The 26,203-nt window shown below is 59.4% G+C and carries 22 protein-coding genes and 1 tRNA gene; 18 read left to right on the top strand and 5 right to left on the bottom strand.

Annotation, left to right across the window (positions count from 1 at the left end):
* The first annotated feature begins 29 nt into the window (after positions 1-29).
* Entirely contained in the window at positions 30-1,259 is a 1,230-nt protein-coding gene (locus AB4N91_RS29715; RefSeq protein WP_154912893.1) for a multifunctional CCA addition/repair protein, read from the top strand.
* A 108-nt stretch (positions 1,260-1,367) separates the two neighbouring features.
* Here the strand turns inward: AB4N91_RS29715 and folK are convergent, their stop codons facing one another.
* Complete coding sequence (folK, locus tag AB4N91_RS29710; RefSeq protein WP_083375637.1) at positions 1,368-1,886, bottom strand: 2-amino-4-hydroxy-6-hydroxymethyldihydropteridine diphosphokinase; 519 nt, start codon at positions 1,884-1,886, stop codon at positions 1,368-1,370.
* Positions 1,877-2,233: a dihydroneopterin aldolase gene (gene folB, locus AB4N91_RS29705; RefSeq protein ID WP_008051601.1), complete on the bottom strand. Its 357-nt coding sequence runs from the start codon at positions 2,231-2,233 to the stop codon at positions 1,877-1,879. The genes folK and folB overlap by 10 nt, the downstream gene beginning before the upstream one ends.
* 74 nt (positions 2,234-2,307) lie before the next feature.
* Here folB and plsY point away from each other — a divergent pair, with 74 nt between their 5' ends.
* Positions 2,308-2,877, top strand: coding sequence for a glycerol-3-phosphate 1-O-acyltransferase PlsY (gene plsY / locus AB4N91_RS29700; protein ID WP_077747307.1), 570 nt, complete (start codon positions 2,308-2,310; stop codon positions 2,875-2,877).
* 23 nt (positions 2,878-2,900) lie between these two features.
* Here the strand turns inward: plsY and tsaD are convergent, their stop codons facing one another.
* On the bottom strand, positions 2,901-3,926 hold the full coding sequence (gene tsaD / locus AB4N91_RS29695; RefSeq protein ID WP_010467153.1) for a tRNA (adenosine(37)-N6)-threonylcarbamoyltransferase complex transferase subunit TsaD: 1,026 nt from the start codon (positions 3,924-3,926) through the stop codon (positions 2,901-2,903).
* 199 nt (positions 3,927-4,125) lie between these two features.
* Here tsaD and rpsU point away from each other — a divergent pair, with 199 nt between their 5' ends.
* From rpsU to AB4N91_RS29670, 5 genes are all read left to right on the top strand, one after another.
* Positions 4,126-4,341: a 30S ribosomal protein S21 gene (gene rpsU / locus AB4N91_RS29690; protein ID WP_002551877.1), complete on the top strand. Its 216-nt coding sequence runs from the start codon at positions 4,126-4,128 to the stop codon at positions 4,339-4,341.
* A gap of 482 nt (positions 4,342-4,823) precedes the next feature.
* Positions 4,824-6,803, top strand: coding sequence for a DNA primase (gene dnaG, locus AB4N91_RS29685; protein WP_010467152.1), 1,980 nt, complete (start codon positions 4,824-4,826; stop codon positions 6,801-6,803).
* Between the two features lie 67 nt (positions 6,804-6,870).
* The gene (gene rpoD, locus AB4N91_RS29680; protein ID WP_010467151.1) at positions 6,871-8,721 is read left to right on the top strand and encodes an RNA polymerase sigma factor RpoD; all 1,851 of its coding nucleotides are present in this window, start codon (positions 6,871-6,873) and stop codon (positions 8,719-8,721) included.
* Between the two features lie 122 nt (positions 8,722-8,843).
* Positions 8,844-12,590 carry an EAL domain-containing protein gene (locus AB4N91_RS29675; protein WP_077747305.1) on the top strand — a complete coding sequence of 1,249 codons (3,747 nt, stop codon included), beginning with the start codon at positions 8,844-8,846 and terminating at the stop codon, positions 12,588-12,590.
* 15 nt (positions 12,591-12,605) lie between these two features.
* A tRNA-Ile gene (locus AB4N91_RS29670) sits at positions 12,606-12,682 on the top strand.
* A gap of 632 nt (positions 12,683-13,314) precedes the next feature.
* On the opposite strand, the gene AB4N91_RS29665 is transcribed toward AB4N91_RS29670, so the two are convergent.
* Positions 13,315-13,509, bottom strand: a complete 195-nt coding sequence (locus AB4N91_RS29665; RefSeq protein ID WP_010467148.1) for a hypothetical protein — start codon at positions 13,507-13,509, stop codon at positions 13,315-13,317.
* Between the two features lie 451 nt (positions 13,510-13,960).
* Here AB4N91_RS29665 and AB4N91_RS29660 point away from each other — a divergent pair, with 451 nt between their 5' ends.
* On the top strand, positions 13,961-14,266 hold the full coding sequence (locus tag AB4N91_RS29660) for a DUF3077 domain-containing protein (protein ID WP_460112006.1): 306 nt from the start codon (positions 13,961-13,963) through the stop codon (positions 14,264-14,266).
* A gap of 87 nt (positions 14,267-14,353) precedes the next feature.
* Here the strand turns inward: AB4N91_RS29660 and AB4N91_RS29655 are convergent, their stop codons facing one another.
* Positions 14,354-15,034: a peptidase M41 gene (locus tag AB4N91_RS29655; protein ID WP_154912894.1), complete on the bottom strand. Its 681-nt coding sequence runs from the start codon at positions 15,032-15,034 to the stop codon at positions 14,354-14,356.
* A gap of 156 nt (positions 15,035-15,190) precedes the next feature.
* Between AB4N91_RS29655 and AB4N91_RS29650 the strand changes: the two genes are divergently transcribed.
* The 10 genes from AB4N91_RS29650 (at position 15,191) to AB4N91_RS29605 (ending at position 26,131) form a co-directional block, all read left to right on the top strand.
* A complete protein-coding gene (locus AB4N91_RS29650; protein ID WP_010467145.1) occupies positions 15,191-15,652 on the top strand; it encodes an Lrp/AsnC family transcriptional regulator in 462 nt (153 codons plus the stop codon).
* Between the two features lie 205 nt (positions 15,653-15,857).
* Positions 15,858-17,540, top strand: coding sequence for a flavin monoamine oxidase family protein (locus AB4N91_RS29645; RefSeq protein ID WP_010467144.1), 1,683 nt, complete (start codon positions 15,858-15,860; stop codon positions 17,538-17,540).
* Positions 17,541-17,552: 12 nt separating this feature from the next.
* Positions 17,553-18,347 (top strand): carbon-nitrogen hydrolase family protein, encoded by a 795-nt coding sequence (locus tag AB4N91_RS29640; protein WP_083375632.1) that lies wholly within the window; start codon positions 17,553-17,555, stop codon positions 18,345-18,347.
* 48 nt (positions 18,348-18,395) lie between these two features.
* The gene (gene pqqF, locus AB4N91_RS29635) at positions 18,396-20,822 is read left to right on the top strand and encodes a pyrroloquinoline quinone biosynthesis protein PqqF (RefSeq protein WP_460112005.1); all 2,427 of its coding nucleotides are present in this window, start codon (positions 18,396-18,398) and stop codon (positions 20,820-20,822) included.
* Positions 20,823-20,977: 155 nt separating this feature from the next.
* Positions 20,978-21,052 carry a pyrroloquinoline quinone precursor peptide PqqA gene (gene pqqA, locus AB4N91_RS29630; protein ID WP_009045898.1) on the top strand — a complete coding sequence of 25 codons (75 nt, stop codon included), beginning with the start codon at positions 20,978-20,980 and terminating at the stop codon, positions 21,050-21,052.
* 76 nt (positions 21,053-21,128) lie between these two features.
* Complete coding sequence (gene pqqB / locus AB4N91_RS29625; protein ID WP_460112004.1) at positions 21,129-22,040, top strand: pyrroloquinoline quinone biosynthesis protein PqqB; 912 nt, start codon at positions 21,129-21,131, stop codon at positions 22,038-22,040.
* 127 nt (positions 22,041-22,167) lie between these two features.
* Positions 22,168-22,920, top strand: coding sequence for a pyrroloquinoline-quinone synthase PqqC (gene pqqC / locus AB4N91_RS29620; protein ID WP_010467138.1), 753 nt, complete (start codon positions 22,168-22,170; stop codon positions 22,918-22,920).
* Positions 22,917-23,192, top strand: a complete 276-nt coding sequence (pqqD, locus tag AB4N91_RS29615; RefSeq protein WP_010467137.1) for a pyrroloquinoline quinone biosynthesis peptide chaperone PqqD — start codon at positions 22,917-22,919, stop codon at positions 23,190-23,192. Before pqqC ends, pqqD begins: the two co-directional genes overlap by 4 nt.
* A gap of 4 nt (positions 23,193-23,196) precedes the next feature.
* Positions 23,197-24,339 (top strand): pyrroloquinoline quinone biosynthesis protein PqqE, encoded by a 1,143-nt coding sequence (gene pqqE, locus AB4N91_RS29610; RefSeq protein ID WP_167362294.1) that lies wholly within the window; start codon positions 23,197-23,199, stop codon positions 24,337-24,339.
* On the top strand, positions 24,305-26,131 hold the full coding sequence (locus AB4N91_RS29605) for an alpha/beta hydrolase family protein (protein WP_460112003.1): 1,827 nt from the start codon (positions 24,305-24,307) through the stop codon (positions 26,129-26,131). The genes pqqE and AB4N91_RS29605 overlap by 35 nt, the downstream gene beginning before the upstream one ends.
* Positions 26,132-26,203 lie beyond the last annotated feature (72 nt).

Raw genomic sequence — 26,203 nt, 5'->3', positions numbered from 1 at the left:
TTATTCTGTCGAGCTAACGGAGGTTTTTTATGCGGATTTATAAAGTCGGCGGCGCGGTACGCGATCGCCTGCTGGGCAAACCTGTCACCGATATCGACTGGGTCGTGGTCGGTGCCACCACTGAAGAAATGCTCGCCCAGGGTTATCGCCCCGTGGGTGCTGACTTTCCGGTATTTCTTCACCCCAAGAGCGGTGAGGAATACGCCCTCGCCCGTACCGAACGCAAAAGCGGACGTGGTTACGGCGGTTTCACCTTTCATGCCAGCCCCGAAGTCACCCTCGAAGAAGACCTGATCCGTCGCGACCTGACAATCAACGCCATGGCCGAAGATGATCAGCAGAATCTGACCGATCCTTACCACGGCCAGCGCGATCTCGAAGCCCGAGTTCTTCGTCACGTTTCCCCCGCGTTCGCCGAAGATCCGCTCCGTGTCCTGCGCGTTGCCCGCTTCGCAGCCCGATACGCAGGACTGGGCTTCACCGTTGCGCCTGAAACTTTGGAGCTGATGCGCCAACTCAGCGAATCAGGTGAACTGAAGGCGTTGACGGCGGAACGCAGCTGGAAAGAGATTTCCCGTGCACTGATGGAAGATCAGCCACGGGTGTTCATTGAGGTGCTGCGTGAATGTGGCGCGCTCAAAGTGTTAATGCCGGAAGTTGATGCTCTGTTCGGCGTGCCGCAACCGGCAGCCCATCACCCTGAGATCGACACGGGGGTGCACACCCTGAGCGTCCTTGAGCAAGCGGCGCAGCACAAACAGCCGCTGACCGTGCGCTGGGCATGCCTGCTGCATGATCTGGGCAAAGGGCTCACGCCCCAGGAAGAATGGCCACGCCACATTGCCCATGAGCACACGGGCCTGAAGCTGATCAAAGCCGTGAATGAACGGTTCAAGGCACCGAAGGATTGTCAGGAATTGGCATTGCTGGTGGGTCAGTACCACACACACGGCCACCGCGCCCTGGAGCTGAAACCCTCTACGTTACTGGACCTGCTGCAGAGTTTTGACGTTTACCGTCGGCCGCAGCGGTTTGAAGAGTTCATTGCGGCGTGCGAGATGGACGCCCGCGGCCGCAAAGGGCTGGAGCAGAGAAGTTACCCACAGGCGGATTATTTACGCGGAGCGGCGACTGCGGCGCGGAACGTGGCGGTACAGCCGTTGCTGGAGAAGGGATTCAAGGGGCCGGAGCTGGGTGAGGCGATCAAGCGTGAGCGACTAAAAGCGCTGAAGGCCTACAAAGAGGCGGCGTCTGCCTGAAAAGCTTTGCGGGCAAGCCTCGCGCCTGCAAGATCCAAGTCGTTTGCGATGGGGCGAACGACGCAAAACCTGCAGGAGCGAGGCTTGCCCGCGAAGGCGTCATCCGCCTCACAACAAACTCGAAGGTGTCAGCTGTTCACCGCGCCACTCAAACGCCACCGGCGCCAACACCTGATCAATCTGTGCCTCACGCCACAACGTCGCAAAGCTTTTGCCTACCCCCGGATGCACTCTGTCCGGCGCAATCAGGGACAACGGCCATAGCACAAAGGCATTTTTCAGAATCTCTGCCCGCGGCAGGATCAATCCATCGAAATTGCCCACCAGATCGCCAAACAGCAGCACGTCGATATCCAGCGGCAAACCCTTGCGGTCGGGCGCATACCGGCCATTGTCCGCCTCGATGAATTTCAATCGACGGTCCAGCTCCATCAGCGGCAAATCGGTGTAAGCCGACACCACGAAATTGAAGAACGGACCGCTCTTGATCCCCACTGGCTGGCTTTCGAACACCGCCGAGCAACGGATATCCACCAGGAAGCCTGCCAGGGCTTCCAGGCCCGCCTGCAAATGGGTTTCGCGCTCGATATTGCTACCGAGCCCGAGATACACCTGAGTCAGCGACATCCGCGCTCGATCTCCACGCCCACACCACCGGTGGCCGCCGGGACGGCGCCAGGCTTGGTCAGTTTGAGGCGCATCCAGGTGATCTTGAATTCGCTCATCAATACTTCAACCAGACGCTCGGCAAAGGTCTCGACCAGTTGGAACTGTGCCTGCTCGGCAAAGGCCTGGATGCGCGACGAAACGCTCGCGTAATCGAGCGCCAGGGTCAGGTCATCGCCTGCCGCTGCCGGGCGATTGTCCCAGGCGAAGCTCAGATCAAGTCGCAGGCACTGTCGGATGCCTCGTTCCCAGTCGTAGGCACCAATCACGGTGTCGACTTCCAGGCCCTCGATAAACACTCTGTCCAAGCACTTTTCTCCGCTGCACGACAAGGGCGCAATGCGCCGTTAGAATCAGGGCGTCCTCGCCCGGAATAGTTAGCATGTTTTGGTTACTGGCGACCCTCGCCTACCTGCTCGGCTCTCTGTCCTTCGCCATTTTGCTCAGCCGCCTGACCGGGAACCCCGATCCGCGAATGAGTGGCTCGGGCAATGCCGGCGCCACCAACATGTTGCGCCTGGCCGGCAAAAAACTCGCCATCCTGACCCTGATCGGCGACCTCTGCAAAGGCCTGTTGCCGGTGTTGATCGCCGGTGTTGCGGGTCTTTCGCTGCAAGAACAGGCCTGGATCGGCGTCTGTGCCGTCATCGGCCACCTGTTCCCGCTGTACTTTCGCTTTCGCGGTGGCAAGGGTGTCGCCACCGCGGCAGGAATGCTCCTGGGCCTGTATCCGCCAGCTGCATTGCTGGCGGTTTGCGCCTGGTTGCTGACGTTCTACCTGACCCGCACCAGCTCCCTCGCCGCATTGATCGCCACGCCGCTGACCCTACCGCTGCTGGCCTGGCAAGCACCTGCGGCATTGCTACCCATGAGCGCACTCACGGGGCTGATCGTCTGGCGTCATCGCGGCAATCTACGCGACCTGTTTGCCGGGCGCGAACGGCATTTTTAAATACTGGACATGAGCCCCGCTCATCACAGCGCCGACAGTTGCTCCATCGGCCAGCGCGCCTGCACGCTGATCGCCAGGCTTTCGTGCTGGCCGGCCTGCAAGCGCTGGCAACCGGCAAACGCAATCATCGCGCCGTTGTCGGTGCAGAACTCCGGACGGGCATAAAACACGTCGCCCTTCATGTCGCCGAGCATCTTTTCCAGGGAGGTGCGCAGCGCCTTGTTGGCGCTGACGCCCCCAGCGATCACCAGACGCTTCATGCCCGCTTGTTTCAGGGCGCGCTTGCACTTGATGGTCAAAGTCTCCACCACGGCCTGCTGGAACGCCAGCGAGATGTCGCAACGGGCTTGCTCGCTGTCGTCCCCGGCGCTGACGCTCTGCTGCCAAGTGTTCAGGGCGAAGGTTTTCAAGCCACTGAAGCTGAACGCCAGGCCCGGGCGGTCGCACATGGGACGCGGAAAAGTGAAACGTCCTGAAACGCCCCGCTCCGCCAGCTTGGCGATTTCCGGACCGCCCGGATAATTGAGGCCCATCATCTTCGCGGTCTTGTCGAATGCTTCACCGGCGGCGTCATCGAGGGTCTCGCCCAAGAGCGTGTAGTGACCGATACCGTCGACCTGAACCAGCTGCGTATGACCACCCGACACCAACAAAGCGACGAACGGGAATTGTGGCGGCTGCGGCTCCAGCATCGGCGCCAGCAAGTGGCCTTCCATGTGGTGCACACCCAAGGCCGGAATGCCCCAGGCAAAGGCCAGCGCCTGAGCGCAAGAGGCGCCCACCAGCAAGGCGCCGACCAGGCCAGGACCCGCGGTATAAGCGATGGCATCGATCTCGGTCGGCACACAGTCAGCTTCGGCCAACACCTGACGAATCAAGGGCAGCATGCGCTTGACGTGGTCGCGCGAGGCCAGCTCCGGCACTACACCGCCATAGGCGCGGTGCAGGTCGATCTGACTGAACAGCGCGTCGGCCAGCAGGCCGCGCTCACTGTCATATAATGCGACACCGGTTTCGTCGCAGGAGGTTTCTAATCCCAGTACTAGCATGGGTTTGCGCCTTGTTTAGGCTGAATTCGAAGGCGCGCATAATAGTCGCCATGGGATGCCCCGACTAGCGGTTTTCGATCAGAGGCTTTGCATTCCGGTCGATGAGGAGTTAACATCCGCAACCCTTAAAAACCGACGTCTTCAAGTGCTCTTTTGCCGCGAGGATGTTGACCCCGGTAATGAATGAAGGTAGCTCTGGATGCCAGCCGTCAAAGTAAAAGAGAACGAACCCTTCGACGTAGCTCTGCGTCGTTTCAAGCGCTCCTGCGAAAAAGCCGGTGTACTGGCTGAAGTTCGTAGCCGCGAATTCTACGAGAAGCCTACTTCTGAGCGTAAGCGCAAAGCAGCAGCCGCTGTTAAGCGTCACGCGAAGAAAGTTCAGCGCGAACAGCGCCGCGCCGTTCGTCTGTACTAATACACAGACGTTCGTAGCAAGCTTCTGCCAAGCCCGGCCCTCAGCCGGGCTAATGGCATTTGCGGAAAACGCTTGATGCTTCACCGTCAAAGCCGCAGACGCGACCGAGACAAACCTGCTTCGCAGCGTCAGACCTGGCTCTTTTGCCAGCGGTGCACGTCTTTTCTGACGAGCCTTCCAAGGCTACTGACGAGCACACCCACTGATTCCTCTTACGACGATCAGCCCAAGGCACCTTCTTGCGTGCCCGCTTATGAGCTATCCGAGGCCCTCGACTGGCCGCAGCGGATTTCAGCGAAATACTTTCATATAGTCGAATACTGATTGGTACTAACGTCAGTGGATTTTCGGCAGATACACTTCCCGACAGCGATTACGCAGACGACACCGGTCGAGCCGCACATTTTGCGCGCCTCAAACAACGACCCGCGTTCGGCCGCTCATCGTTTTGGGTCCATTTCAGCGCAGATGACGAGAACGCCATGGCCGGGCTAATTCCCCAGAGCTTCATTGACGACCTTCTGAACCGCACCGACATCGTCGATGTGGTCAGCTCGCGCCTGCAAATGAAAAAGGCCGGTAAAAACTACACCGCCTGCTGCCCTTTTCATAAAGAAAAAACCCCGTCCTTCAGCGTCAGCCCCGACAAGCAGTTCTATTACTGCTTCGGCTGCGGCGCGGGCGGCAACGCCCTCGGCTTCATGATGGACCACGACAACCTGGATTTCGTCCAGGCTGTCGAAGAACTGGCCAAAGCCGCGGGCATGGAAATCCCCCGCGAAGAAAGCGGTCGGCCGCACAAACCGCGGCAACCGACTGATTCGCCGCTGTACCCGCTGCTGACTGCAGCCGCCGACTTCTACCGGCAAGCCCTGAAAAGCCATCCATCGCGCAAAGCGGCTGTGGATTACTTGAAAGGTCGCGGGCTGACCGGCGAAATCGCCCGGGACTTCGGCCTCGGCTTCGCGCCGCCCGGTTGGGACAATCTGTTCAAGCACTTGAGCAGCGACACCCTGCAACAAAAAGCCATGGTCGACGCCGGCCTGCTGATCGAGAACGCCGAAACCGGCAAACGCTATGACCGCTTTCGCGATCGCGTGATGTTCCCGATCCGCGACAGCCGCGGACGCATCATTGCTTTCGGCGGCAGGGTATTGGGCGACGACAAGCCGAAATACCTGAACTCACCGGAAACCCCCGTATTCCATAAAGGCCAGGAACTCTACGGCCTTTATGAAGCACGCAAGAACAACCGCAACCTCGACGAAATCATCGTCGTCGAAGGCTACATGGACGTCATTGCCCTCGCCCAACAAGGCTTGCGCAATGCCGTCGCGACCCTGGGCACCGCCACCAGCGAAGAGCACTTGAAGCGGCTGTTTCGCGTCGTGCCGAACGTGCTTTTTTGCTTCGACGGCGACCAGGCCGGCCGCAACGCTGCGTGGCGCGCACTGGAAGCTGCCCTGCCGTGCCTGCAAGACGGGCGGCGCGCGCGCTTTCTGTTCCTGCCCGAAGGTGAAGACCCCGACACGCTGGTCCGCTCCGAAGGCACTGACGCTTTCCGCGCGCGAATCAACCAGCACGCCCAGCCGTTGGCGGATTATTTCTTTCAGCAACTGACCGAGGAATCGGACCCGCGCTCGCTCGAAGGCAAGGCCCACATGGCCACCCTCGCCGCGCCGCTGATCGACAAGGTCCCTGGCGCCAACCTGCGCATCTTGATGCGTCAGCGCCTGACCGAAATTACCGGCCTCAGCGGTGAAGCCGTGAGCCAACTGGTTCAAAGCGCACCTCAAGATGCGCCGCCGGCATACGACCCGGGCGTCGATTACGACGCCATGCCGGATTACAGCGACTACCATCAGCCGCAGGCACAAGAGATGTATGTGCCGCAGCAGGAATGGACGCCGAAGAAACCCGGAGCGGGCGGCAAGAAGTGGGACAAGAAGCCCTGGGACAAAAACGGCAAGCGAGGCGGTGATCGCGATCAACCTAGCGCCCCGCGCACACCGATTGCTGTGGAAGCCCCAACCCTGATCGCACTTCGCACGCTCATTCATCACCCCGATCTGGCTAGCAAGGTCGAAACCGCCAACCACTTCGCCAATGAGAGCAATACCTACGCTCAGTTGCTGGTAGCGCTGATCGAGGCCGTGCAAAAAAATCCTAAGCTAAACTCTATTCAGTTGATGGCCCGCTGGCACGGGACTGAACAGGGGCGTCTGCTCAAGGCTTTGGCGGAAAAGGAATGGCTGATTGACGGCGATAACCTTGAACAACAGTTTTTAGACACCATTACTAGGCTATCGGCAAGTCAACACACGGATAGCCTGGAAGTACTTATCAGGAAAGCAAGGCAGCCAGGATTGACCGCGGAGGAAGCAAATCAGATCGCAAATCAGATGCGCGACCTATTAAAACGCAATATGGCTGTATCAACCCCGACCTCAACTGGCGCGTGAGGTCATAGCTCAGGTATAATCCTCGGCTTGTTTTTTGCCCGCCAAGACCTTCAGTGGATAGGGTGTTATGTCCGGAAAAGCGCAACAGCAGTCTCGTATCAAAGAGTTGATCACACTTGGTCGTGAGCAGGGTTACCTGACTTACGCGGAGGTCAACGACCACCTGCCGGAGGATATTTCAGATCCGGAACAGGTGGAAGACATCATCCGCATGATTAACGACATGGGGATCAACGTATTCGAGGTTGCGCCAGATAAGGATTCCCTTATGCTGGCCGACGCCGATACTGACGAAGCCGCGGCCGAAGAGGCAGCAGCAGCGTTGGCAGCGGTCGAGACCGACATTGGTCGTACCACCGACCCAGTGCGCATGTACATGCGCGAAATGGGTACGGTAGAGCTCCTCACTCGTGAAGGCGAAATCGAAATCGCCAAACGTATTGAAGAGGGTATCCGTGAAGTGATGGGCGCAATCGCGCACTTCCCTGGTACGGTTGACCACATTCTCTCCGAGTACACTCGCGTTACCACCGAAGGTGGCCGCCTATCCGACGTCCTGAGCGGTTATATCGACCCGGACGACGGCATTGCGCCGCCTGCTGCCGAAGTGCCGCCGCCTGTCGATCCGAAAGCCGTTAAAGCGGACGACGATACCGACGACGACGAAGCTGAAGCCAGCACCGACGACGAAGAAGAAGCCGAAAGCGGTCCGGATCCGGTCATCGCAGCACAGCGTTTTGGCGCTGTCTCCGATCAGATGGAAATCACCCGCAAGGCGCTGAAAAAGCACGGTCGTGGCAACAAGCTGGCAATCGCCGAGCTGGTGCTGCTGGCTGAGTTGTTCATGCCGATCAAACTGGTTCCGAAGCAATTCGAAGGCCTGGTCGAGCGTGTTCGCAGTGCCCTGGATCGTCTGCGTCAGCAAGAGCGCGCGATCATGCAACTTTGCGTTCGTGATGCCCGCATGCCGCGTGCCGACTTCCTGCGCCAGTTCCCGGGCAACGAAGTTGACGAAAGCTGGACCGATGCACTGGCCAAAGGCAAAAGCAAATACGCTGAAGCCATTGGTCGCCTGCAACCGGACATCATTCGTTGCCAGCAAAAGCTGACCGCGCTGCAAACCGAAACCGGTTTGACGATCGCCGAGATCAAGGACATCAACCGTCGCATGTCGATCGGTGAGGCCAAGGCCCGCCGCGCGAAGAAAGAGATGGTTGAAGCGAACTTGCGTCTGGTGATCTCCATCGCCAAGAAGTACACCAACCGTGGCCTGCAATTCCTCGATCTGATCCAGGAAGGCAACATCGGTTTGATGAAAGCGGTAGACAAGTTCGAATACCGCCGCGGCTACAAATTCTCGACTTATGCCACCTGGTGGATCCGTCAGGCGATCACTCGCTCGATCGCCGACCAGGCCCGCACCATCCGTATTCCGGTGCACATGATCGAGACGATCAACAAGCTCAACCGTATTTCCCGGCAGATGTTGCAGGAAATGGGTCGCGAACCGACCCCGGAAGAGCTGGGCGAACGCATGGAAATGCCTGAGGACAAGATCCGCAAGGTATTGAAGATCGCTAAAGAGCCGATCTCCATGGAAACCCCGATCGGTGATGACGAAGACTCCCATCTGGGTGACTTCATCGAAGACTCGACCATGCAGTCGCCAATCGATGTCGCCACTGTTGAGAGCCTTAAAGAAGCGACTCGCGAAGTGCTGTCCGGCCTCACTGCCCGTGAAGCCAAGGTTCTGCGCATGCGCTTCGGTATCGACATGAATACCGACCACACCCTTGAGGAGGTTGGTAAGCAGTTCGACGTGACCCGTGAACGGATTCGTCAGATCGAAGCCAAGGCGCTGCGCAAGCTGCGCCACCCGACGAGAAGCGAGCATTTGCGCTCCTTCCTCGACGAGTGATCACAGAACCCCCGGCCCAGGCCGGGGGTTTTGCTTTCTACAGATAAAATCCCCCGTACCTCCCCCCCGCCGAATTGCCCGTCTACACTCGAAACATTCCCCCGAGCCATAACGAGACCGTTATGCCCAGACTGCCGACCGTGCTTTTTTTGCTGTCGCTGATGACCTGGACCGCAACGGCTGGCGCGCTGACTCTGACCGACGAAGAACGTAGCTGGCTGGCGGCTCACCCGGACTTGCGCCTGGGTGTCGACGCGTCCTGGCCGCCGTTCGAATTTCGTGACGACCAGGGCCGCTATCAGGGCCTGGCGGCGGACTACATCAACGTGATCCGTCAACGGCTGGCCGTCAAACTGACGCCCATCGAACCGATCAGCTGGACCGAAGTCCTGCAACAGGCCAAGCAAGGCAAGCTGGACGTCTTGCCGGGCATCATGTCGACCCCGGAGCGCCAGTCGTACCTGTCATTCACTCGTCCCTACCTGGACTTTCCGATTGTCATCCTCGCCCATGTCGGAGGCCCCCAACCGCGCAAGCTCGAAGAGCTCTACGGGCTGAAGATCGCTGTGGTGGAAAACTATGCGCCCCATGAGCTGTTGCGCACGCACCACCCCGACCTGAATCTGGTGGCGATGCCCAATGTCAGCTCAGCCTTGCAGGCGTTGGCCACCGATGAAGTGGATGCGGTCGTGGGCGATCTCGCCTCCAGCGTCTGGAGCCTGCGTCAGCTCAAGCTCGACGGCCTGTATGTCAGCGGCGAAACGCCCTATCGCTATCAATTGGCGATGGCAGTGCCCCCCGACAACAAGATACTGGTCGGGATTCTGGACAAAGTCCTGGCGGACATGACTTCAAGTGAAATCAGCGCCATTCAGGAACACTGGGTGGGCAATGTACTGGATCACCGAACCTTCTGGTCCGACTTGCTGGTTTACGGCCTGCCCGGATTGCTGTTTCTGATGATCACGCTGGCCGTGGTCATCCGGATTAACCGCCGGTTGAGTTCGGAAATCGCCCGGCGGGTCGACCTAGAACAAGAGCTGCGCAGCAGTGAATACCATTACCGCGGGCTGGTGGAGAGCCTTTCCGCAATTGCCTGGGAAGCACGGATCAGCGATTTCACCTACAGCTACGTGTCTCCGCATGCCGAAGAGCTGCTTGGCTATCCCCTGTCCCATTGGCTCATTCCGGGGTTCTGGCGCAACATCATCCACCCTGCGGACCTGACCCGGGCCCAGACATTCTGCGATCACGAAGTGCTGGCCGGGCGCGATCATAGCGTCGATTACCGCGTTATCACCGCCGACGGGCGCTGCCTGTGGGTGCGCGATATCGTCAGTCTTATCGAGCATGGCCATGAGCCGGTTATGCGCGGATTGATGATCGACATCAGCGACGCCAAGCGCACGGAAGAAGCGTTGAGACTCTCCGAGCAAAAATTCGCCTCCGTGTTTCAGCAATGCCCGGACATCCTGGTGATTGCGCGGCTGTCCGACGGCTGCCTGCTCGAAGTCAACAAAGCGTTCGAAGAACAAATTGGTCTCAAGGCCGAAGATGTCATTGGCCAGACCGCCACCGACCTCAACATCTGGGGCATCCCCGGCGTCGGGCCGGGCCTGCTGCAGCGCCTGCAAGCCGGCAGCATCCGCAACCTGGAGATGCCTTTTCGACGCAGCAATGGCCAGGTGTTTACCGGTCTGATTTCCGCCGAGCCCTTCGACCTCGATACGACCCCTGCGCTGGTCGTCGTGGTGCGCGATATCAGTCAGCTCAAGGAAACCCAGCAGCAACTGCAAACCTCCGAAGAAAAATTCGCCAAGGCCTTCCACGCCTCACCGGACGGCTTGTTGCTGTCGCGGCAGAGCGACGGGTTGCTAATGGAGGTCAACGAGGGTTTCAGCCGCATCACAGGCTTCAACAGCGCGATGTCCGTGGATCGCTCAGCCCTGGAGCTGGGGATCTGGGTCAATCTCAATGAACGCAAACAGATGCTCGACTTGCTGCACCGGGATGGCTTCGTCCGCGACTTCAGTTGCCACATCCGCCGCAGTGACGGGCAGATCCGCCTTTGCGAGGTTTCAAGCCGTCCGCTGCCGATCGGCGACGAAGACTGCATGCTGACCATCGCCCGGGACATCACCGAGCGGCACCTGATGCAGGAGAAACTGCAACAGGCCGCCACAGTGTTCGAGAGCACCGCCGAGGGCGTGTTGATCACCGACACCCAACAGCACATCAGCGCGGTCAACCGAGCGTTCACCGAGATCACCGGTTACAGCGAGAGCGAAGCACTCGGCCACACCCCTCGCTTGCTCGCCTCGGGGCTTCACGACAGCGCGTTCTATGCGGCGATGTGGCATCAGCTGACGGACGAAGGTCACTGGCAAGGCGAGATTTCCAACCGACGCAAGAATGGCGAGCTCTACCCGAGCTGGCTGACCATCAGCGCCGTGCGTAACCGGGAAAAATTCATCACCCACTTCGTGGCGGTGTTCGCGGACATTTCCAGCCTCAAACACGCGCAGGCCAAACTCGACTACCAAGCGCACCACGATCCGCTGACCGGCCTGCCAAACCGCACGCTGTTCGAGAGCCGACTGCTGACCGCACTCAATACCCAACAGGAAAACGGTGGCCAGGGCGCGGTGCTATTCCTCGACCTGGATCGCTTTAAACACATCAACGACAGCCTTGGCCATCCGGTGGGCGACCTGCTGCTCAAAGGCATTGCCGTGCGCCTCAAAGAGCAGCTGCGCGACATCGATACCGTCGCGCGCCTGGGGGGCGACGAATTCATCATCCTGCTGCCCGGCCTGCAACAATCCAGTGACGCCGACAACATTGCCACCAAGCTGCTCAATTGCTTCGCGGCACCTTTCCAGGCCGGCGAGCACGAGTTTTTTATCAGCGCCAGCATCGGCACCAGCCTGTACCCAAAGGATGGCTGCGACGTCGCCACGCTGGTCAAAAACGCCGATGCGGCGATGTATCGCTCCAAGGCCAAGGGCCGCAACCGGGTGGAAAGCTACACCCGCGACCTCACCGCCCAGGCCAGCGAACGCGTGGCGCTGGAACATGAATTGCGCCGCGCCATCGAGCGCAATGAGCTGTTTCTCTATTACCAACCGAAAATCAGCCTCGCCGACCATCGACTCGTCGGCGCCGAAGCGCTCATCCGCTGGCAACATCCGACCTTCGGCTCGGTGCCGCCGGAACACTTCATTCCCTTGGCGGAAGAAAACGGCATGATCCTGCAAATCGGCGACTGGGTGCTGGAGACAGCCTGCCGACAGATGAACGAGTGGAATCAGGTCTACGAGTGCCTCGGTCCCCTCTCGGTCAATCTCGCAGGTGCTCAATTGCGTCAGCCGAACCTGCTCGGACGGATCGAGCAACTGCTCAAAGACAACGGCCTGGCGCCCGGTTTACTGCAACTGGAAATTACCGAAAACTTCATCATGAGCCAGGCCGAAGAAGCGCTGGCAGTGCTGCACCAACTCAAACACCTGGGCGTGCAATTGGCCATCGATGACTTCGGGACCGGCTACTCGTCACTGAGCTACCTCAAGCGCCTGCCACTGGACATCCTCAAGATCGACCAGTCCTTCGTCCGCGGCCTGCCTGACGATCCCCACGATGCAGCCATTGTTCGCGCCATCATTGCCTTGGGCCGCAGCATGCAATTCACCGTCATTGCGGAGGGCGTCGAGACCCTCGCACAGCAACAATTCCTCGCCGAAGAAGGCTGCGAACAGATCCAGGGCTACATCGTCAGCCTGCCGCTTCCCCCCGACGAATTCGCCGCGACGTTTCTTCGTATAGCCGTATCGGATTTTTCGGATAGCACAGCCGAGAAACCATCGCTATAATCCGCGGCCTACTGAGGGCCTATAGCTCAGTTGGTTAGAGCAGAGGACTCATAATCCTTTGGTCCACGGTTCAAATCCGTGTGGGCCCACCAAACAAGAAAGCCGCGCTGATGCGCGGCTTTCTTTTGATTTAACGAATCACGTCAATAGTGCTATCGAAGCGACTGACCGGATGAGATTGAGCGCTTCCCAGCCGCGAAAGCCGTAACTGCGCAACGCGGTTCGCAAGTGGTGTCCGGATCTGCTTTACCAAATCGAAGAAGACGCCTATGGCGTCTTTTTTCGTTTCTGCCCTAGCAATACAGCCCTGCTCATAATCCTTTGGTCCACGATTCCTCCGTGTGGACCCACCAAACACGAAAGCCGCGCAAATGCGCGGCTTTTTTTCTGCGACTAACGTTTGGCCTAAGAGATCAGACCAGCCGAACCACCAAGGCAACAGCAACAATAGTCACGAGCGCCAGCGCGGCACCGAGTCCAAACGGCAGTAGGATTGCTCGGGTCGCGATGGGGGATGGGCTACGCATGTCTTCGGCCAAGGCGGCCACGTCACGGTGTAACTGTTCAATGCTGGCTTGAATCGTAGGAGGTGTGGACATACTGCGTCTTCCTGCAGGGATCACGAGTCACGCCTAATGCGCTAACCCTTGTTAGATAAGGTGGGCTGCTAAGCGGTAAAACTCAAGCACCTCCGATCATTGGTCGCTTCCGCGTGTTAGCGATTTTAAAGCTTGAACCACAATCCGACGGCGGCGACAACGGCGGTCACTAGACCGGCGCCTACTGCGAACGGATACCAAAAAGCCTCCTGCCTAAGCTTGCTTTCTTCCGCCATAAACTTGCGGGTTTCAGCAATGAATCTCCGGATTTCGACTTGAAGCTTATCGAGCTCCAGATTTTTGCGGTCATTTTGTAGCATCAGTCATCCTGTCGGGGCTCGGGTCGCGTCCTGTGCGCTGCTCCGCGGCGGGACATGCGTTTTTTCCTGTCTGCCGTCTAGGTTATATTTTGCGCTGACGTGAGGTTATCGGATGACGTCAACCAAGGTTGTAGGCAAACTACGAGAATTGCGTAATGGGTGCGTTTGGGCACTTTGCCGCCTTGTTGGCGTTCTCTTCGACGGGATACTCTCCGGACGTCGCTGCAAATGCAGTGATCGGGTGTGGTAACCCGGCTAGACAAAGTGCAGCAGTGCTCCCATCACGGTTTCATGTGTTTTTACACCTGTAATCCTGAGTTATGGCGGCTGTGCGTGGGAGACCTTCGGGTCTGCCGGTTTCTTTGCTCTCCCGGTTTACCACCCTGCGTACATCTGCCACCCATTCGTGTGGTAACGAATGCGGCAGCTCCTCGTTTTAAGGAGCGAAACAATGAGCAAAACCAATTCGTCTGCACCGTCAGACCTGAAAACCATCGGTTTCACCCCACTCATCTACTGCTCGGATCAGGCGTTGTTTAACGTCCGCGCCGGCGTCCCCATCGTTGATGCATTGTCACAAGCCTCCGACCTGCTGTTCCTCGCCAAATCATTTGCCGAGGACGCAGCCTACGCAAGAGACACCGACCGCCACGCCTGGGCCGCGCACTATCTGACGGCGATGGGTAAGGCGGTGACTGATGATGTGGTGAAGGTGCTTACACCAAGGCCTCCCCGGACAGCGACGGAGTCCGAGTAATAGCGCGGCTTTTCCCGTTGTAAGGCGCCCCGATTATTCGGGGCTTCCGAATCGTAATCGGGCGTGCATTGCGCGCCTGCAATGTCGTTATTTCCTGAATGGATCGGCATTACTGCAGCTGCCAGCCCCAACGCCCAAGGCCGGAATCGCCCGCACCACCCCCATCAGCTCAAGCCCCTCCCTCGTCAAAACACCCTCATACGTATCCGCCGCCCGCCCCCATTGCTCCACGATACTCATGCCATCCACCAACGCCTCGCCCAACCCAATAATCGTATCGGCCAACTGCTCAACGATTGTTTGAGTCCGTAACCACAGGCGATCCGTAATCTCTTTCAGCTCGGCGGTTACGCGATCAGGCGAAGCCGGATCCGTATCGGGGTAGGTGATGTTGCGCAGCAAGTGCCGTAACTCCCTGATTTTTGCGTAGTCCTGTTCTGCCCCAAGTTCTCCCCTCAGGATGGCGGCCGCTTTCGGCTTATCGACGCGTTTGCCGGGCGAACGCTTTGAAGCCAATGACTGCGCCATGGCGCCCGCAAAGAGAACCATCATTCGGGCTTGCAGATGCTCCTTCATTGCCTCAATCGTCGTAATTGAACGCGCCAAGGTAATGGAAGCGCCCGCTTGATGCCTCAAGTCCATGGTCACTGTCAGGCTCACATCACCCGTTTCAAACCCCAGGGCCCGGGCAACGACGTAGTGACCCATTTCGTGATTGGCAATCTGCACTGCGCGATCCCGTACAGCGGGAGGCATCTTCTTCGTCATTGTGGTCACCTCGCATCCCTCGATTTCTCATTCGACTATGACTGACAGCTGGTGTCCATCCTGTCTTCCGCGCGGCGTCTGACGTTCTCTGACATCCGCCGTGCCAGCCGTGCTGTAACATGCCAGCCCACTGATTTGTGTTGCTGGAGACGACCCTTGCCTGACACCCGCCCGCCCGTTCTTGACGAAATCGACCGCCAACTGATCGCGGCCTTGCAGATCAACGCCCGTGAAAGCGTGGCCATGCTCGCTCGCCAGTTGGGGGTCGCACGGACCACGGTGACTTCACGTCTGGCACGACTGGAAAAGGCCAAAGTCATCACCGGTTACGGCGTGCGTCTGGGTCAACGTGTGGTGGATGGCGGATTGCAGGCGTATGTCGGGATCACGGTGCAACCGCGCTCGGGCAAGGAAGTGCTGCGCCGGCTCAGTGCCATGGCCCAGGTGCAGCAGTTGTGTGCGGTGAGTGGCGAGTTTGACTACGTGGCGTGGCTTCGCACGGAATCGCCGGAGCAGCTGGATCAACTGCTGGATCAGATTGGCAGTGTGGATGGGGTGGAGAAGACGACGACGTCGATCATCTTGAGCAGCAAGATTGATCGGGGGCAGCCGGTTTGATTTGCAGCGTCTTGAGGGCCTCATCGCGAGCAGGCTCGCTCCCACATTGGTCAGTGTGTAGTAGTTTGTCGTCATAGTGACCAAAAAATTAGCAAAACGACGACACATTGCGTCTTATTAACGTGTTCTACGCTCTCTAGAATGGCTGCCATCTTTTCCTATACTCAGATGCGCATTCCGCGTCGGGTCGCCAGTAAGGTCAGTCATGAACAAGAACAATCGCCATCCTGCAGACGGTAAAAAACCAGTCACCATTTTCGGCCCGGACTTTCCTTTCGGCTTTGACGACTGGATCGAACACCCGGCCGGCCTGGGCAGCATTCCGGCACACAATCATGGTGCCGAAGTGGCGATTGTTGGCGCAGGTATCGCCGGTCTGGTGGCAGCTTATGAGCTGATGAAACTGGGCCTCAAACCCGTCGTCTACGAAGCTTCGAAAATGGGTGGCCGTCTGCGTTCCCAAGCGTTCAACGGGACCGATGGCATCGTCGCCGAACTGGGCGGCATGCGCTTTCCGGTGTCGTCCACGGCGTTTTACCACTATGTCGACAAGCTCGGTCTCGAGACCAAACCCTTTCCCAATCCGCTGACGCCAGCCTCTGGCAGCACCGTGATCGACCTGGAAGGCAAAACCCATTACGCACAGAAACTGGCAGATCTTCCTGCACTATTCCAGGAAGTGGCTGACGCTTGGGCAGATGCACTGGAGGCTGGCTCGCAGTTCGCCGATATCCAGCAAGCGATCCGCGACCGCGATGTGCCACGCCTCAAAGAGCTGTGGAACACCCTGGTTCCGCTGTGGGATGACCGAACCTTCTACGACTTCGTCGCTACCTCCGAAGCCTTCGCCAAGCTCTCATTCCATCACCGCGAAGTGTTCGGCCAGGTCGGTTTCGGTACCGGCGGCTGGGATTCGGACTTCCCGAACTCGATGCTGGAAATCTTCCGCGTCGTGATGACCAACTGCGACGATCACCAACATCTGGTCGTCGGCGGCGTCGAACAAGTGCCGCAAGGCATCTGGCGTCATGTGCCGGAACGTTGCGTGCACTGGCCCGAAGGCACCAGCCTCAAGTCGCTGCACAGAGGCGCGCCACGCTCCGGGGTTAAAAAAATCGCTCATGCCCCGGACGGCCGTTTTGCGGTCACCGATAACAACGGCGACACCCGCGAATACGCGGCGGTACTGACCACCTGCCAGAGCTGGCTGCTGACCACCCAGATCGAATGCGACGAAACCCTGTTCTCGCAAAAGATGTGGATGGCCCTCGACCGCACCCGCTACATGCAATCGTCGAAAACCTTTGTGATGGTCGACCGGCCATTCTGGAAGGACAAGGATCCGGAAACCGGCCGCGACCTGATGAGCATGACCCTCACCGATCGCCTGACCCGCGGCACCTACCTCTTCGACAACGGCGACGACAAGCCGGGGGTGATTTGCCTGTCGTACTCGTGGATGAGCGACGCACTGAAAATGCTGCCGCACCCGGTGGAAAAACGCGTGAAGCTGGCGTTGGACGCATTGAAAAAGATCTACCCGAAAGTCGACATTGCCGCGCGCATCATCGGCGATCCGATCACCGTGTCATGGGAAGCCGACCCGCACTTCCTCGGCGCTTTCAAAGGCGCCCTGCCCGGCCACTACCGCTACAACCAGCGGATGTATGCGCACTTCATGCAGGACGACATGCCGGCCGAGCAACGCGGGATCTTCATCGCGGGCGACGACGTTTCATGGACGCCGGCGTGGGTGGAAGGCGCGGTGCAGACCTCGCTCAACGCGGTCTGGGGCATCATGAAACACTTCGGCGGTGAAACTCACGCCGAGAACCCGGGTCCAGGTGATGTGTTCAACGAGATCGGTCCGATCGCCCTGCCCGAGTAAAAGGAGTTCCAAATGCGCGTAGCCCTTTACCAATGTCCGCCGCAGCCCCTGGATGTCGCCGGCAATCTGCAACGCCTGCATCAACTGGCGCTGGAGGCCAAGGGCGCTGACTTGCTGGTGCTGCCGGAGATGTTCCTGACCGGCTACAACATCGGCATCGATGCCGTCAGCGTGCTGGCGGAGGTGCACAACGGTGAATCGGCGCAGCAGATCGCGCGCATTGCCAAGACCGCCGGGATTGCCATTTTGTATGGCTATCCCGAGCGCACCGAGGACGGGCAGATCTACAACGCCGTGCAGTTGATCGACGCCAACGGCGAGCGCCTGTGCAACTACCGCAAGACTCACCTGTTCGGCGACCTCGATCACTCGATGTTCAGCGCCGGGCAGGATGATTTCCCCTTGGTGGAACTCAACGGCTGGAAGCTCGGCTTTTTGATCTGTTACGACCTGGAGTTCCCGGAAAACGCCCGTCGCCTGGCCTTGGCCGGTGCCGAGTTGATCCTGGTGCCGACGGCGAACATGGTTCCCTTTGACTTCGTTGCCGATGTCACCGTCCGCGCCCGCGCCTTCGAAAACCAGTGTTATGTGGCATATGCCAACTATTGCGGGCAGGAAGGCGAGATCAACTATTGCGGCCAGAGCAGCATCGCTGCACCGGATGGCAGCCGCATCGCCCAGGCGGGCCTGGATGAAGCACTGATTGTCGGTGAGCTGGATCGTCAGTTAATGGTCGAATCCCGTGCCGCCAATCGCTACTTGGTCGATCGCCGTCCTGAGCTTTACGGCGACCTTAACAAGCGCTGATCCATCGTAATCCGCTAGCATTAGCGCTTCTCTGTCCTGGAAGTGCTCATGCCTGCGCTGAATCATCCCCGCCCCCACACTGAAACCCTGGCCAATGGCCTGCGGGTGACGCTGCGTCATGCTCCCGATTTGAAGCGCTGCGCCGCGGCGTTGCGGGTTTTCGCAGGCAGTCATGACGTGCCGCTGGCATGGCCCGGCCTCGCGCACTTTCTCGAGCATTTGTTGTTTCTGGGGACGGAGCGCTTTCCCGCAGGGCAAGGGCTGATGGCCTACGTGCAAGGTCATGGCGGCCAGGTCAATGCGCGCACCAGCGAACGCACTACCGACTTCTTTTTCGACCTACCGCCTCAGGCGTTTAGCGGTGGGCTGGAGCGTCTGTCAGACATGCTCGCTCATCCGCGTATGAATCTGGACGATCAGCGGCGGGAACGGGAAGTGCTGCACGCCGAATTTGTCGCCTGGTCCCGGGATGCCACGGCTCAACAGCAATTTGCGCTGTTCGACGGGCTGTCGACGGCTCACCCGCTACGGGCGTTTCATGCGGGCAACCGTTACAGCCTGCCGGTGCCGCAGCCGGAGTTTCAGCAAGCGTTGAGGGATTTCTATCAGCGGTTTTATCGGACCGGGCAGATGACGTTGAGCCTGGCCGGACCGCAGAGTCTCGATGAGTTGAGGGCAATGGCTCAGCACTTTGGCGATCTTCTCGCCGTAGGGGAAAAGGTTGCGCAAGAAGCACCTGCACCGCTTATGGACTCTTCCGACAAAAGTTATCAACAGGCTGGCGAACGTCGGCTCGATCTACTGTTCGCGTTCGAAGCGTTGCCCGACTCATCCCGCGAGGCATTAGCGTTCCTGTGCCATTGGCTGAACGCCGCTAAACCTGGCGGTCTGCTGGCTGAATTGCGCGAGCAAGGGCTGGCGGACAGCCTGAAAGCCGCGCCGCTGTATCAGTTCGCCGGCCAAGCCTTGCTGCACATTGAATTCACCACAACTAAACCGGGGAACGCGATCCGCGAACGGCTTGTGGATTGGCTGGGCTTTTTTGCCTCTCACCAGAACTGGACCGAGTTGCGCCAAGAGTACGCCGCCCTGCTCGACCGTCAGCAACACGTCAGCGGTGCCCTGCAACTGGCGCGACTGGACAGTGAGCAGCTTGAAGCCGGTTTATCCGGACAAGGCGTCATAGCGCTCAAGGACATCCTGAAAAAAATCGGCGCTGTGGATAACTTCTCCGGCGAATGGCAATTGCCAACGCCAAACCCGTTTTTACGCACAGAAGCACCAGCGACCAATGCCGGATTGATTCGCGGCCAGACCAGCAAACACCGCGGCCTGCGGACGTTTGCCCAGGATCGCTCGCGCAGCCGTCGCGAAAACTCGCCGATGCAGTTCAGTCAGGCGTTGCCGGATAACACGGATGAGGGCGCGATTTATCTGCGCTGGCGACTGCAGGCCAAACCTCATCCCCGTGTTCAATCGAACCTGGAAAATCGCCTGCAACCCTTGCGTGAAGATGCCCGCCAGGCGGGGGTCGACTTTTCCTTCAGTGCATCAGGCAATGAATGGCTGCTGAAGATGACAGGCCTGCAGGAGCCCATGCCGACCGTCCTCGAACATGTGCTGAAAGAGCTGACAAAACCCGATGTCGGTTTCCCACAGGAAGAACCGCCAAGCATGCCGTTGATACCGATCAGACAGCTGCTGAAAATGCTTCCCGAGCATTCACTTGAGCGCACCGCTGAAAGTGATGACGTGCAGCAGCTCTGGGCGAGCGCACGCTGGCAAGGTCTGGCGATGGGCCTGTCGGCGCAGACGCAAGCAGCGATGGGCCTGGCACTTAGCCGCGTGCCCGGTGCTGCGGACGATCAGCCGTCGCCGCCCACCTCGATAAACGCGCTGCATCTGTGGAGCACGCTCGACACCGGTTCCAGCGAACACGCGCTATTGCTGTTTTGCCCGCAGGCCACGCAAGACATCACCGACGAAGCCGCTTGGCGTTTGCTCGCTCACCTGTGCCAGACGCCGTTCTATCAGCGCCTGCGGGTTGAACTGCAATTGGGTTATGCCGTGTTCAGCGGCCTGCGTCAGTTCCATGGGCAGACCGGGCTGCTGTTCGGCGTTCAATCACCGAGCGTTGCCCCTCAGGATCTGCTGGAACACATAGAGCGTTTCTTGAACGAAATGCCCGAACTGATTGAAGGCATCGATGATGCGACCTTCATTGCCCAGCGCCAGGCCTTGGCCGACCAATTCCACGCCACCGCACTGCCCCACGCTCAGGCGGCCGAACTGCTCTGGCAGGGCAAACTGGCGGGCCACTCGTCGGATTATCTGGAGCGATTGCCTGAAGCGATCCTGCTGATCGACCGCAACGCATTGAAAGAAGCAGCCCGGCGACTGAATCAGGCCGAAGGTGGCTGGCGCTGTCTGGCCAGCAGCGCCTGCGCGACAGCACCTTGGCAAGCGGCAAAATGATCATTACCGACGCTGCAATTAGCTTTCTCAAAGATTCGCGGCCAATCGCTCTGTAATTTTGAGTAACATAGCCACCTAACTATCTGAACATCTCCGACTGGAGGTGGACTATATGTATAGGTCTCAACTGTCTCATCACCTGAAGGAGCGCTCCCATGTCCTGGTCCAAACCTGCTTACACCGACCTGCGTATCGGCTTTGAAGTCACCATGTACTTCGCAAGCCGCTAAGGTCTGCCGTTGTAATGATGTGCAACGCCTCGGTTTACCGGGGCGTTTTTATTTTCAGCGTTGAAATGGAGCGCCCATGTTTGTCCAGATTCTAGGTTCCGCCGCCGGCGGCGGTTTCCCCCAGTGGAACTGCAACTGCGTGAACTGCGCCGGTTTTCGCAACGGCAGCCTGAACGCCAAGGCGCGTACCCAGTCGTCCATCGCGATTTCCGATGACGGCGTGAACTGGATCCTGTGCAACGCTTCGCCGGACATCCGCGTCCAGCTGCAAGGCTTCACCCCGCTGCAACCGGGCCGCGCCCTGCGCGATACCGGCATCAGCGCAATCATCCTGATGGACAGCCAGATCGATCACACCACCGGTCTGCTCAGCCTGCGCGAAGGTTGCCCGCATCAGGTCTGGTGCACCAACATGGTCCATGAAGACTTGAGCACCGGTTTCCCCCTGTTCACCATGCTCAAGCATTGGAATGGCGGGCTGAACTGGAACCGCATTGAACTCGACCGCAGTTTTACCATCCCGGCCTGCCCAAGCCTGCTCTTCACCCCGCTGCCCCTGCGCAGTGCCGCACCGCCCTACTCGCCCCACCGCTTCGACCCGCACCCGGGCGACAACATTGGCCTGATCGTCGAAGACCTGAACACCGGCGGCAAACTGTTCTACGCGCCGGGCCTGGGCAAAGTCGATGCGCCGCTGCTGGACATCATGGCCGCCAGCGATTGCCTGCTGGTGGACGGCACGATGTGGGACGACGACGAAATGCAGCGCCGTGGCGTCGGCACGCGCACTGGACGGGAGATGGGCCATCTGGCGCAAAATGGCCCCGGCGGCATGCTCGAAGTGCTGGAACAGTTGCCCAAGCAGCGCAAAGTGCTTATCCACATCAACAACACCAATCCGATTCTCGATGAAGATTCGCCGGAGCGTGCCGAGTTGGCTCGGCGCAAGGTTGAAGTGGCGTATGACGGCATGAGTATTGTGTTGTAGCGGATGGCCTCTTCGCGGGCAAGCCTCGCTCCTACAGTGATCGCGTGCCCCTGTAGGAGCGAGGCTTGCCCGCGAAGGCGTCGGACCAGACACCAGAGAATCCACCGGTCATCCCCGGAGAACCGCAATGACTGACACCCCAATGTCCCCCGCCGAATTCGAAGCAGCCTTGCGCGCCAAGGGCGCCTATTACCACATCTATCACCCGTACCACGTGGCGATGTATGAAGGCCGGGCGACCCGCGAGCAGATCCAGGGTTGGGTCGCCAATCGCTTCTACTATCAGGTGAACATCCCCCTGAAGGACGCTGCGATCCTCGCCAACTGCCCGGATCGCGAGATCCGTCGCGAGTGGATTCAGCGTCTGCTCGACCATGACGGCGCCCCCGGCGAAGACGGCGGCATCGAAGCGTGGCTGCGTCTGGGCCAGGCCGTCGGCCTCGACCCGGATCAGCTGCGCTCGCAGGAACTGGTCTTGCCCGGCGTACGTTTCGCCGTGGACGCCTACGTAAACTTCGCCCGCCGGGCCAGTTGGCAGGAAGCCGCCAGCAGCTCGCTGACCGAGTTGTTCGCGCCGCAGATCCACCAATCGCGCCTCGACAGCTGGCCGCAGCATTACCCTTGGATCGACCCGACGGGCTACGAGTATTTCCGCACCCGTCTCGGCCAGGCGCGCCGTGACGTGGAACACGGTCTGGCGATCACTTTGCAGCACTACACGACGCGTGAAGGCCAAGAGCGCATGCTGCAAATTCTCCAGTTCAAACTGGACATCCTTTGGAGCATGCTCGATGCCATGAGCATGGCCTACGAACTGAACCGCCCGCCGTATCACAGCGTGACCGACCAGCGGGTCTGGCATAAAGGAATCACCCTATGAGTTTCGATCGCAGCAAGACCCCGACGTGGCGTCAGGGCTACCGCTATCAGTACGAACCGGCGCAGAAAGGCCATGTCCTGCTGTACCCGGAAGGCATGATCAAACTCAACGACAGCGCTGCGCTGATTGGCGGTTTGATTGATGGCCAGCGTGACGTAGCGGCGATCATCGCCGAACTGGACGCGAAGTTCCCCGACGTGCCCGAGCTCGCTGAGGACATCGAGCAGTTCATGGAGGTAGCCCGTGCTCAGCACTGGATCGAACTTGCCTGATTCCGTGTCAGGCACGTTACCGCCAAAACCTGAAATCGGCCTGCCGCTGTGGCTGCTGGCCGAGCTGACGTACCGCTGTCCGCTGCAATGTCCATACTGCTCCAACCCGCTGGACTTCGCCGAACAAGGCAAAGAACTGAGCACCGAGCAGTGGATCAAAGTGTTCCGCGAAGCCCGGGAAATGGGTGCCGCACAGCTGGGCTTTTCCGGCGGTGAGCCGCTGGTGCGCCAGGACCTTGCCGAGTTGATCGCCGAGGCGCGCAAGTTGGGTTTCTACACCAACCTCATCACGTCCGGCATTGGCCTCACCGAGCAGAAAATCAGCGACTTCAAGAAAGCCGGCCTTGATCACATCCAGATCAGTTTCCAGGCCAGCGACGAACAAGTGAATAACTTGTTGGCTGGTTCGAAAAAGGCCTTCGCGCAGAAGCTGGAAATGGCTCGTGCGGTGAAAGCCCACGGCTACCCGATGGTGCTGAACTTCGTGACCCATCGGCACAACATCGACAAGATCGACCGGATCATCGAGCTGTGCATCGCCCTTGAAGCGGACTTTGTCGAACTCGCCACCTGCCAGTTTTACGGTTGGGCACAGCTCAATCGGGTCGGCCTGTTGCCGACCAAAGAACAATTGGTTCGTGCCGAACGCATCACCAACGAATACCGCGCCAAACTGGAAGCCGAAGGTCATCCGTGCAAGCTGATTTTCGTCACGCCGGACTACTACGAAGAACGCCCGAAAGCCTGCATGAACGGCTGGGGCAGCATTTTTCTTACAGTCACGCCGGACGGAACCGCACTGCCGTGTCACGGTGCCCGACAGATGCCGGTGCAATTTCCGAACGTGCGCGATCACAGCATGCAGCACATCTGGTACGACTCGTTCGGCTTCAACCGCTTCCGTGGTTACGACTGGATGCCCGAGCCATGCCGCTCCTGCGACGAGAAAGAAAAAGACTTCGGCGGCTGCCGCTGCCAGGCGTTCATGCTCACGGGTGACGCCAGCAATGCCGACCCGGTGTGCAGCAAGTCGGAGCATCATGGCGTGATTCTCAAGGCCCGCGAAGAAGCCGAACACGCGACCCAGACCATCGAACAACTGGCCTTTCGCAATGAACGAAACTCACGCCTCATCGCTAAAAGCTGAACCCTTCAGCGCTTCCCGGGCCGTCGCAGCCGGTATCGACTTCGCCGAGCTGTTAGTCGGCCAGCATGGCCTGTTCTGGAACGAATACCGTCCCGAAGATGCCGCCTGCAGGATCTGGCATTGGCGCGACGGCCAGGCCCGCTGCCTGACGCCAACGGGTTTCAGCGTGCGCAGTCGGGTGTACGAATATGGCGGTGGCGCGTTTTGTCTGACGGATGACGGGATTGTTTTCGTCAACGAAGCAGACCAGCAACTCTATTGGCAATCGCTGGCGGGCGAGACGCCTGAGGTGCTGACCTCCGGGGAATGCCGTTACGGCGATCTGCAGTTTGCCAACGGACAGGTTTTGGCGGTTGAAGAGAACCGGGATCGGCATCGTCTGGTGGCGATTGATGTGGCTGACGGCCAGCGTCATCTGCTGGCCGAAGGCGCCGATTTCTATGCCGCGCCGACGCTGAGTCCGGACTCGCAACGATTGGCGTGGATTGAATGGAGCCGCCCGGATCAGCCATGGACCGCCACTCGCTTGATGGTTGCCGAGCGCCAGAATGATGGGAGCTTCGCTCAACCGCGTTGTGTGGCGGGCGATGGTGCGCAGGAGTCACTGCAACAACCGCGTTTCGACAGCGACGGCCACCTGTTTTGCCTGACGGATCGCGGCTGCTACTGGCAGCCTTGGGCGGAATCCGCAGACGGCCTGAGCCAGCTGCCGAGTGTCGCCGCTGACCATGGGCCGGCACCGTGGCAGCTGGGGGGCAGCACCTGGTTGCCGCTGGGCGAAAGCCGCTACTTGGCCAGTTGGACCGAAGGCGGGTTCGGCAAACTGGGAATCTGCGGTGACGCCGCTGAAGATTTCACCGGTGATTACAGCCGTTTTCGTCATCTCGCACTGGATGAGCAATTCATCTATTGCATCGCGGCATCGCCGGTCAGTTCGTCGGCGGTGATCGCAATCGAGCGCGATACCTGCCAGGTCAAAATCATCGCCGGCGGGATCGCACCGTTGCCCGCCGAGCGCATCAGCGTCCCGCGAACCTTGCGCTACCCGAGCGGTTCGGGCGAGGCCCACGGCTTCTTCTATCCGCCGATGACCGGCGAGGCGAAACCGCCGCTGGTGGTGTTCATCCACGGCGGCCCGACCTCGGCCTGCTACCCGATGCTTGATCCACGCATTCAGTACTGGGCGCAACGCGGCTTCGCCGTGGCCGATCTCAACTACCGCGGCAGCAGTGGCTATGGCCGGGCGTATCGCCAGGCGCTGCATTTGAGTTGGGGTGACGTGGATGTCGAAGATGCCTGCGCGGTGGTCGCTTATCTTGCCGATCGCGGCTTGATCGACGGCGACAAGGCGTTTATTCGCGGCGGCAGTGCTGGCGGTTACACCACGCTGTGTGCGTTGGCCTTTCACAACGTCTTCCGCGCAGGCGCCAGCCTTTACGGTGTCAGCGATCCCGTGGCACTGGGCCGCGCGACCCACAAGTTCGAAGGCGATTATCTGGATTGGCTGATTGGCGATCCGGTTGAGGATGCCGAACGATACGCCGCGCGCACTCCGCTGCTGCATGCGAACAACATCAGTGTTCCGATGATTTTCTTTCAGGGCGAACTGGACGCCGTGGTGGTGCCGCAACAGACCCGCGACATGGTCAAGGCGCTACAAGACAACGGCATTCTGGTTGAAGCGCATTACTACGCGGACGAACGTCATGGCTTTCGCAAGGCGGGGAACCAGGCCCATGCGCTGGAGCAGGAGTGGTTGTTTTATCGGCGGGTGATCGAACTCGCAAGCTGAAACCGCGTCGCGCCCTTCGCGGGCAAGCTTCGCTCCTACAGGTACGGTGTTATCCCCGTAGGAGCGAGGCTT

It is taken from the genome of Pseudomonas sp. H3_D04, from assembly GCF_054669175.1.
The sequence above is the reverse complement of the archived record's forward strand: the minus strand, read 5'-3'. Positions and strand labels throughout refer to the sequence as shown.

Excerpts from the sequence above, each read along its gene's own strand:
- AB4N91_RS29665 (WP_010467148.1), bottom strand. The coding sequence starts at position 13,509 with ATGCTACAAAATGACCGCAAAAATCTGGAGCTCGATAAGCTTCAAGTC.
- tsaD (WP_010467153.1), bottom strand. The coding sequence starts at position 3,926 with ATGCTAGTACTGGGATTAGAAACCTCCTGCGACGAAACCGGTGTCGCA.
- plsY (WP_077747307.1), top strand. The coding sequence starts at position 2,308 with ATGTTTTGGTTACTGGCGACCCTCGCCTACCTGCTCGGCTCTCTGTCC.
- AB4N91_RS29645 (WP_010467144.1), top strand. The coding sequence starts at position 15,858 with ATGAACAAGAACAATCGCCATCCTGCAGACGGTAAAAAACCAGTCACC.
- pqqF (WP_460112005.1), top strand. The coding sequence starts at position 18,396 with ATGCCTGCGCTGAATCATCCCCGCCCCCACACTGAAACCCTGGCCAAT.
- AB4N91_RS29640 (WP_083375632.1), top strand. The coding sequence starts at position 17,553 with ATGCGCGTAGCCCTTTACCAATGTCCGCCGCAGCCCCTGGATGTCGCC.
- AB4N91_RS29605 (WP_460112003.1), top strand. The coding sequence starts at position 24,305 with ATGAACGAAACTCACGCCTCATCGCTAAAAGCTGAACCCTTCAGCGCT.
- AB4N91_RS29715 (WP_154912893.1), top strand. The coding sequence starts at position 30 with ATGCGGATTTATAAAGTCGGCGGCGCGGTACGCGATCGCCTGCTGGGC.
- pqqD (WP_010467137.1), top strand. The coding sequence starts at position 22,917 with ATGAGTTTCGATCGCAGCAAGACCCCGACGTGGCGTCAGGGCTACCGC.
- pqqC (WP_010467138.1), top strand. The coding sequence starts at position 22,168 with ATGACTGACACCCCAATGTCCCCCGCCGAATTCGAAGCAGCCTTGCGC.
- AB4N91_RS29675 (WP_077747305.1), top strand. The coding sequence starts at position 8,844 with ATGCCCAGACTGCCGACCGTGCTTTTTTTGCTGTCGCTGATGACCTGG.
- folK (WP_083375637.1), bottom strand. The coding sequence starts at position 1,886 with ATGTCGCTGACTCAGGTGTATCTCGGGCTCGGTAGCAATATCGAGCGC.
- rpsU (WP_002551877.1), top strand. The coding sequence starts at position 4,126 with ATGCCAGCCGTCAAAGTAAAAGAGAACGAACCCTTCGACGTAGCTCTG.
- AB4N91_RS29660 (WP_460112006.1), top strand. The coding sequence starts at position 13,961 with ATGAGCAAAACCAATTCGTCTGCACCGTCAGACCTGAAAACCATCGGT.
- rpoD (WP_010467151.1), top strand. The coding sequence starts at position 6,871 with ATGTCCGGAAAAGCGCAACAGCAGTCTCGTATCAAAGAGTTGATCACA.
- dnaG (WP_010467152.1), top strand. The coding sequence starts at position 4,824 with ATGGCCGGGCTAATTCCCCAGAGCTTCATTGACGACCTTCTGAACCGC.
- AB4N91_RS29655 (WP_154912894.1), bottom strand. The coding sequence starts at position 15,034 with ATGACGAAGAAGATGCCTCCCGCTGTACGGGATCGCGCAGTGCAGATT.
- pqqB (WP_460112004.1), top strand. The coding sequence starts at position 21,129 with ATGTTTGTCCAGATTCTAGGTTCCGCCGCCGGCGGCGGTTTCCCCCAG.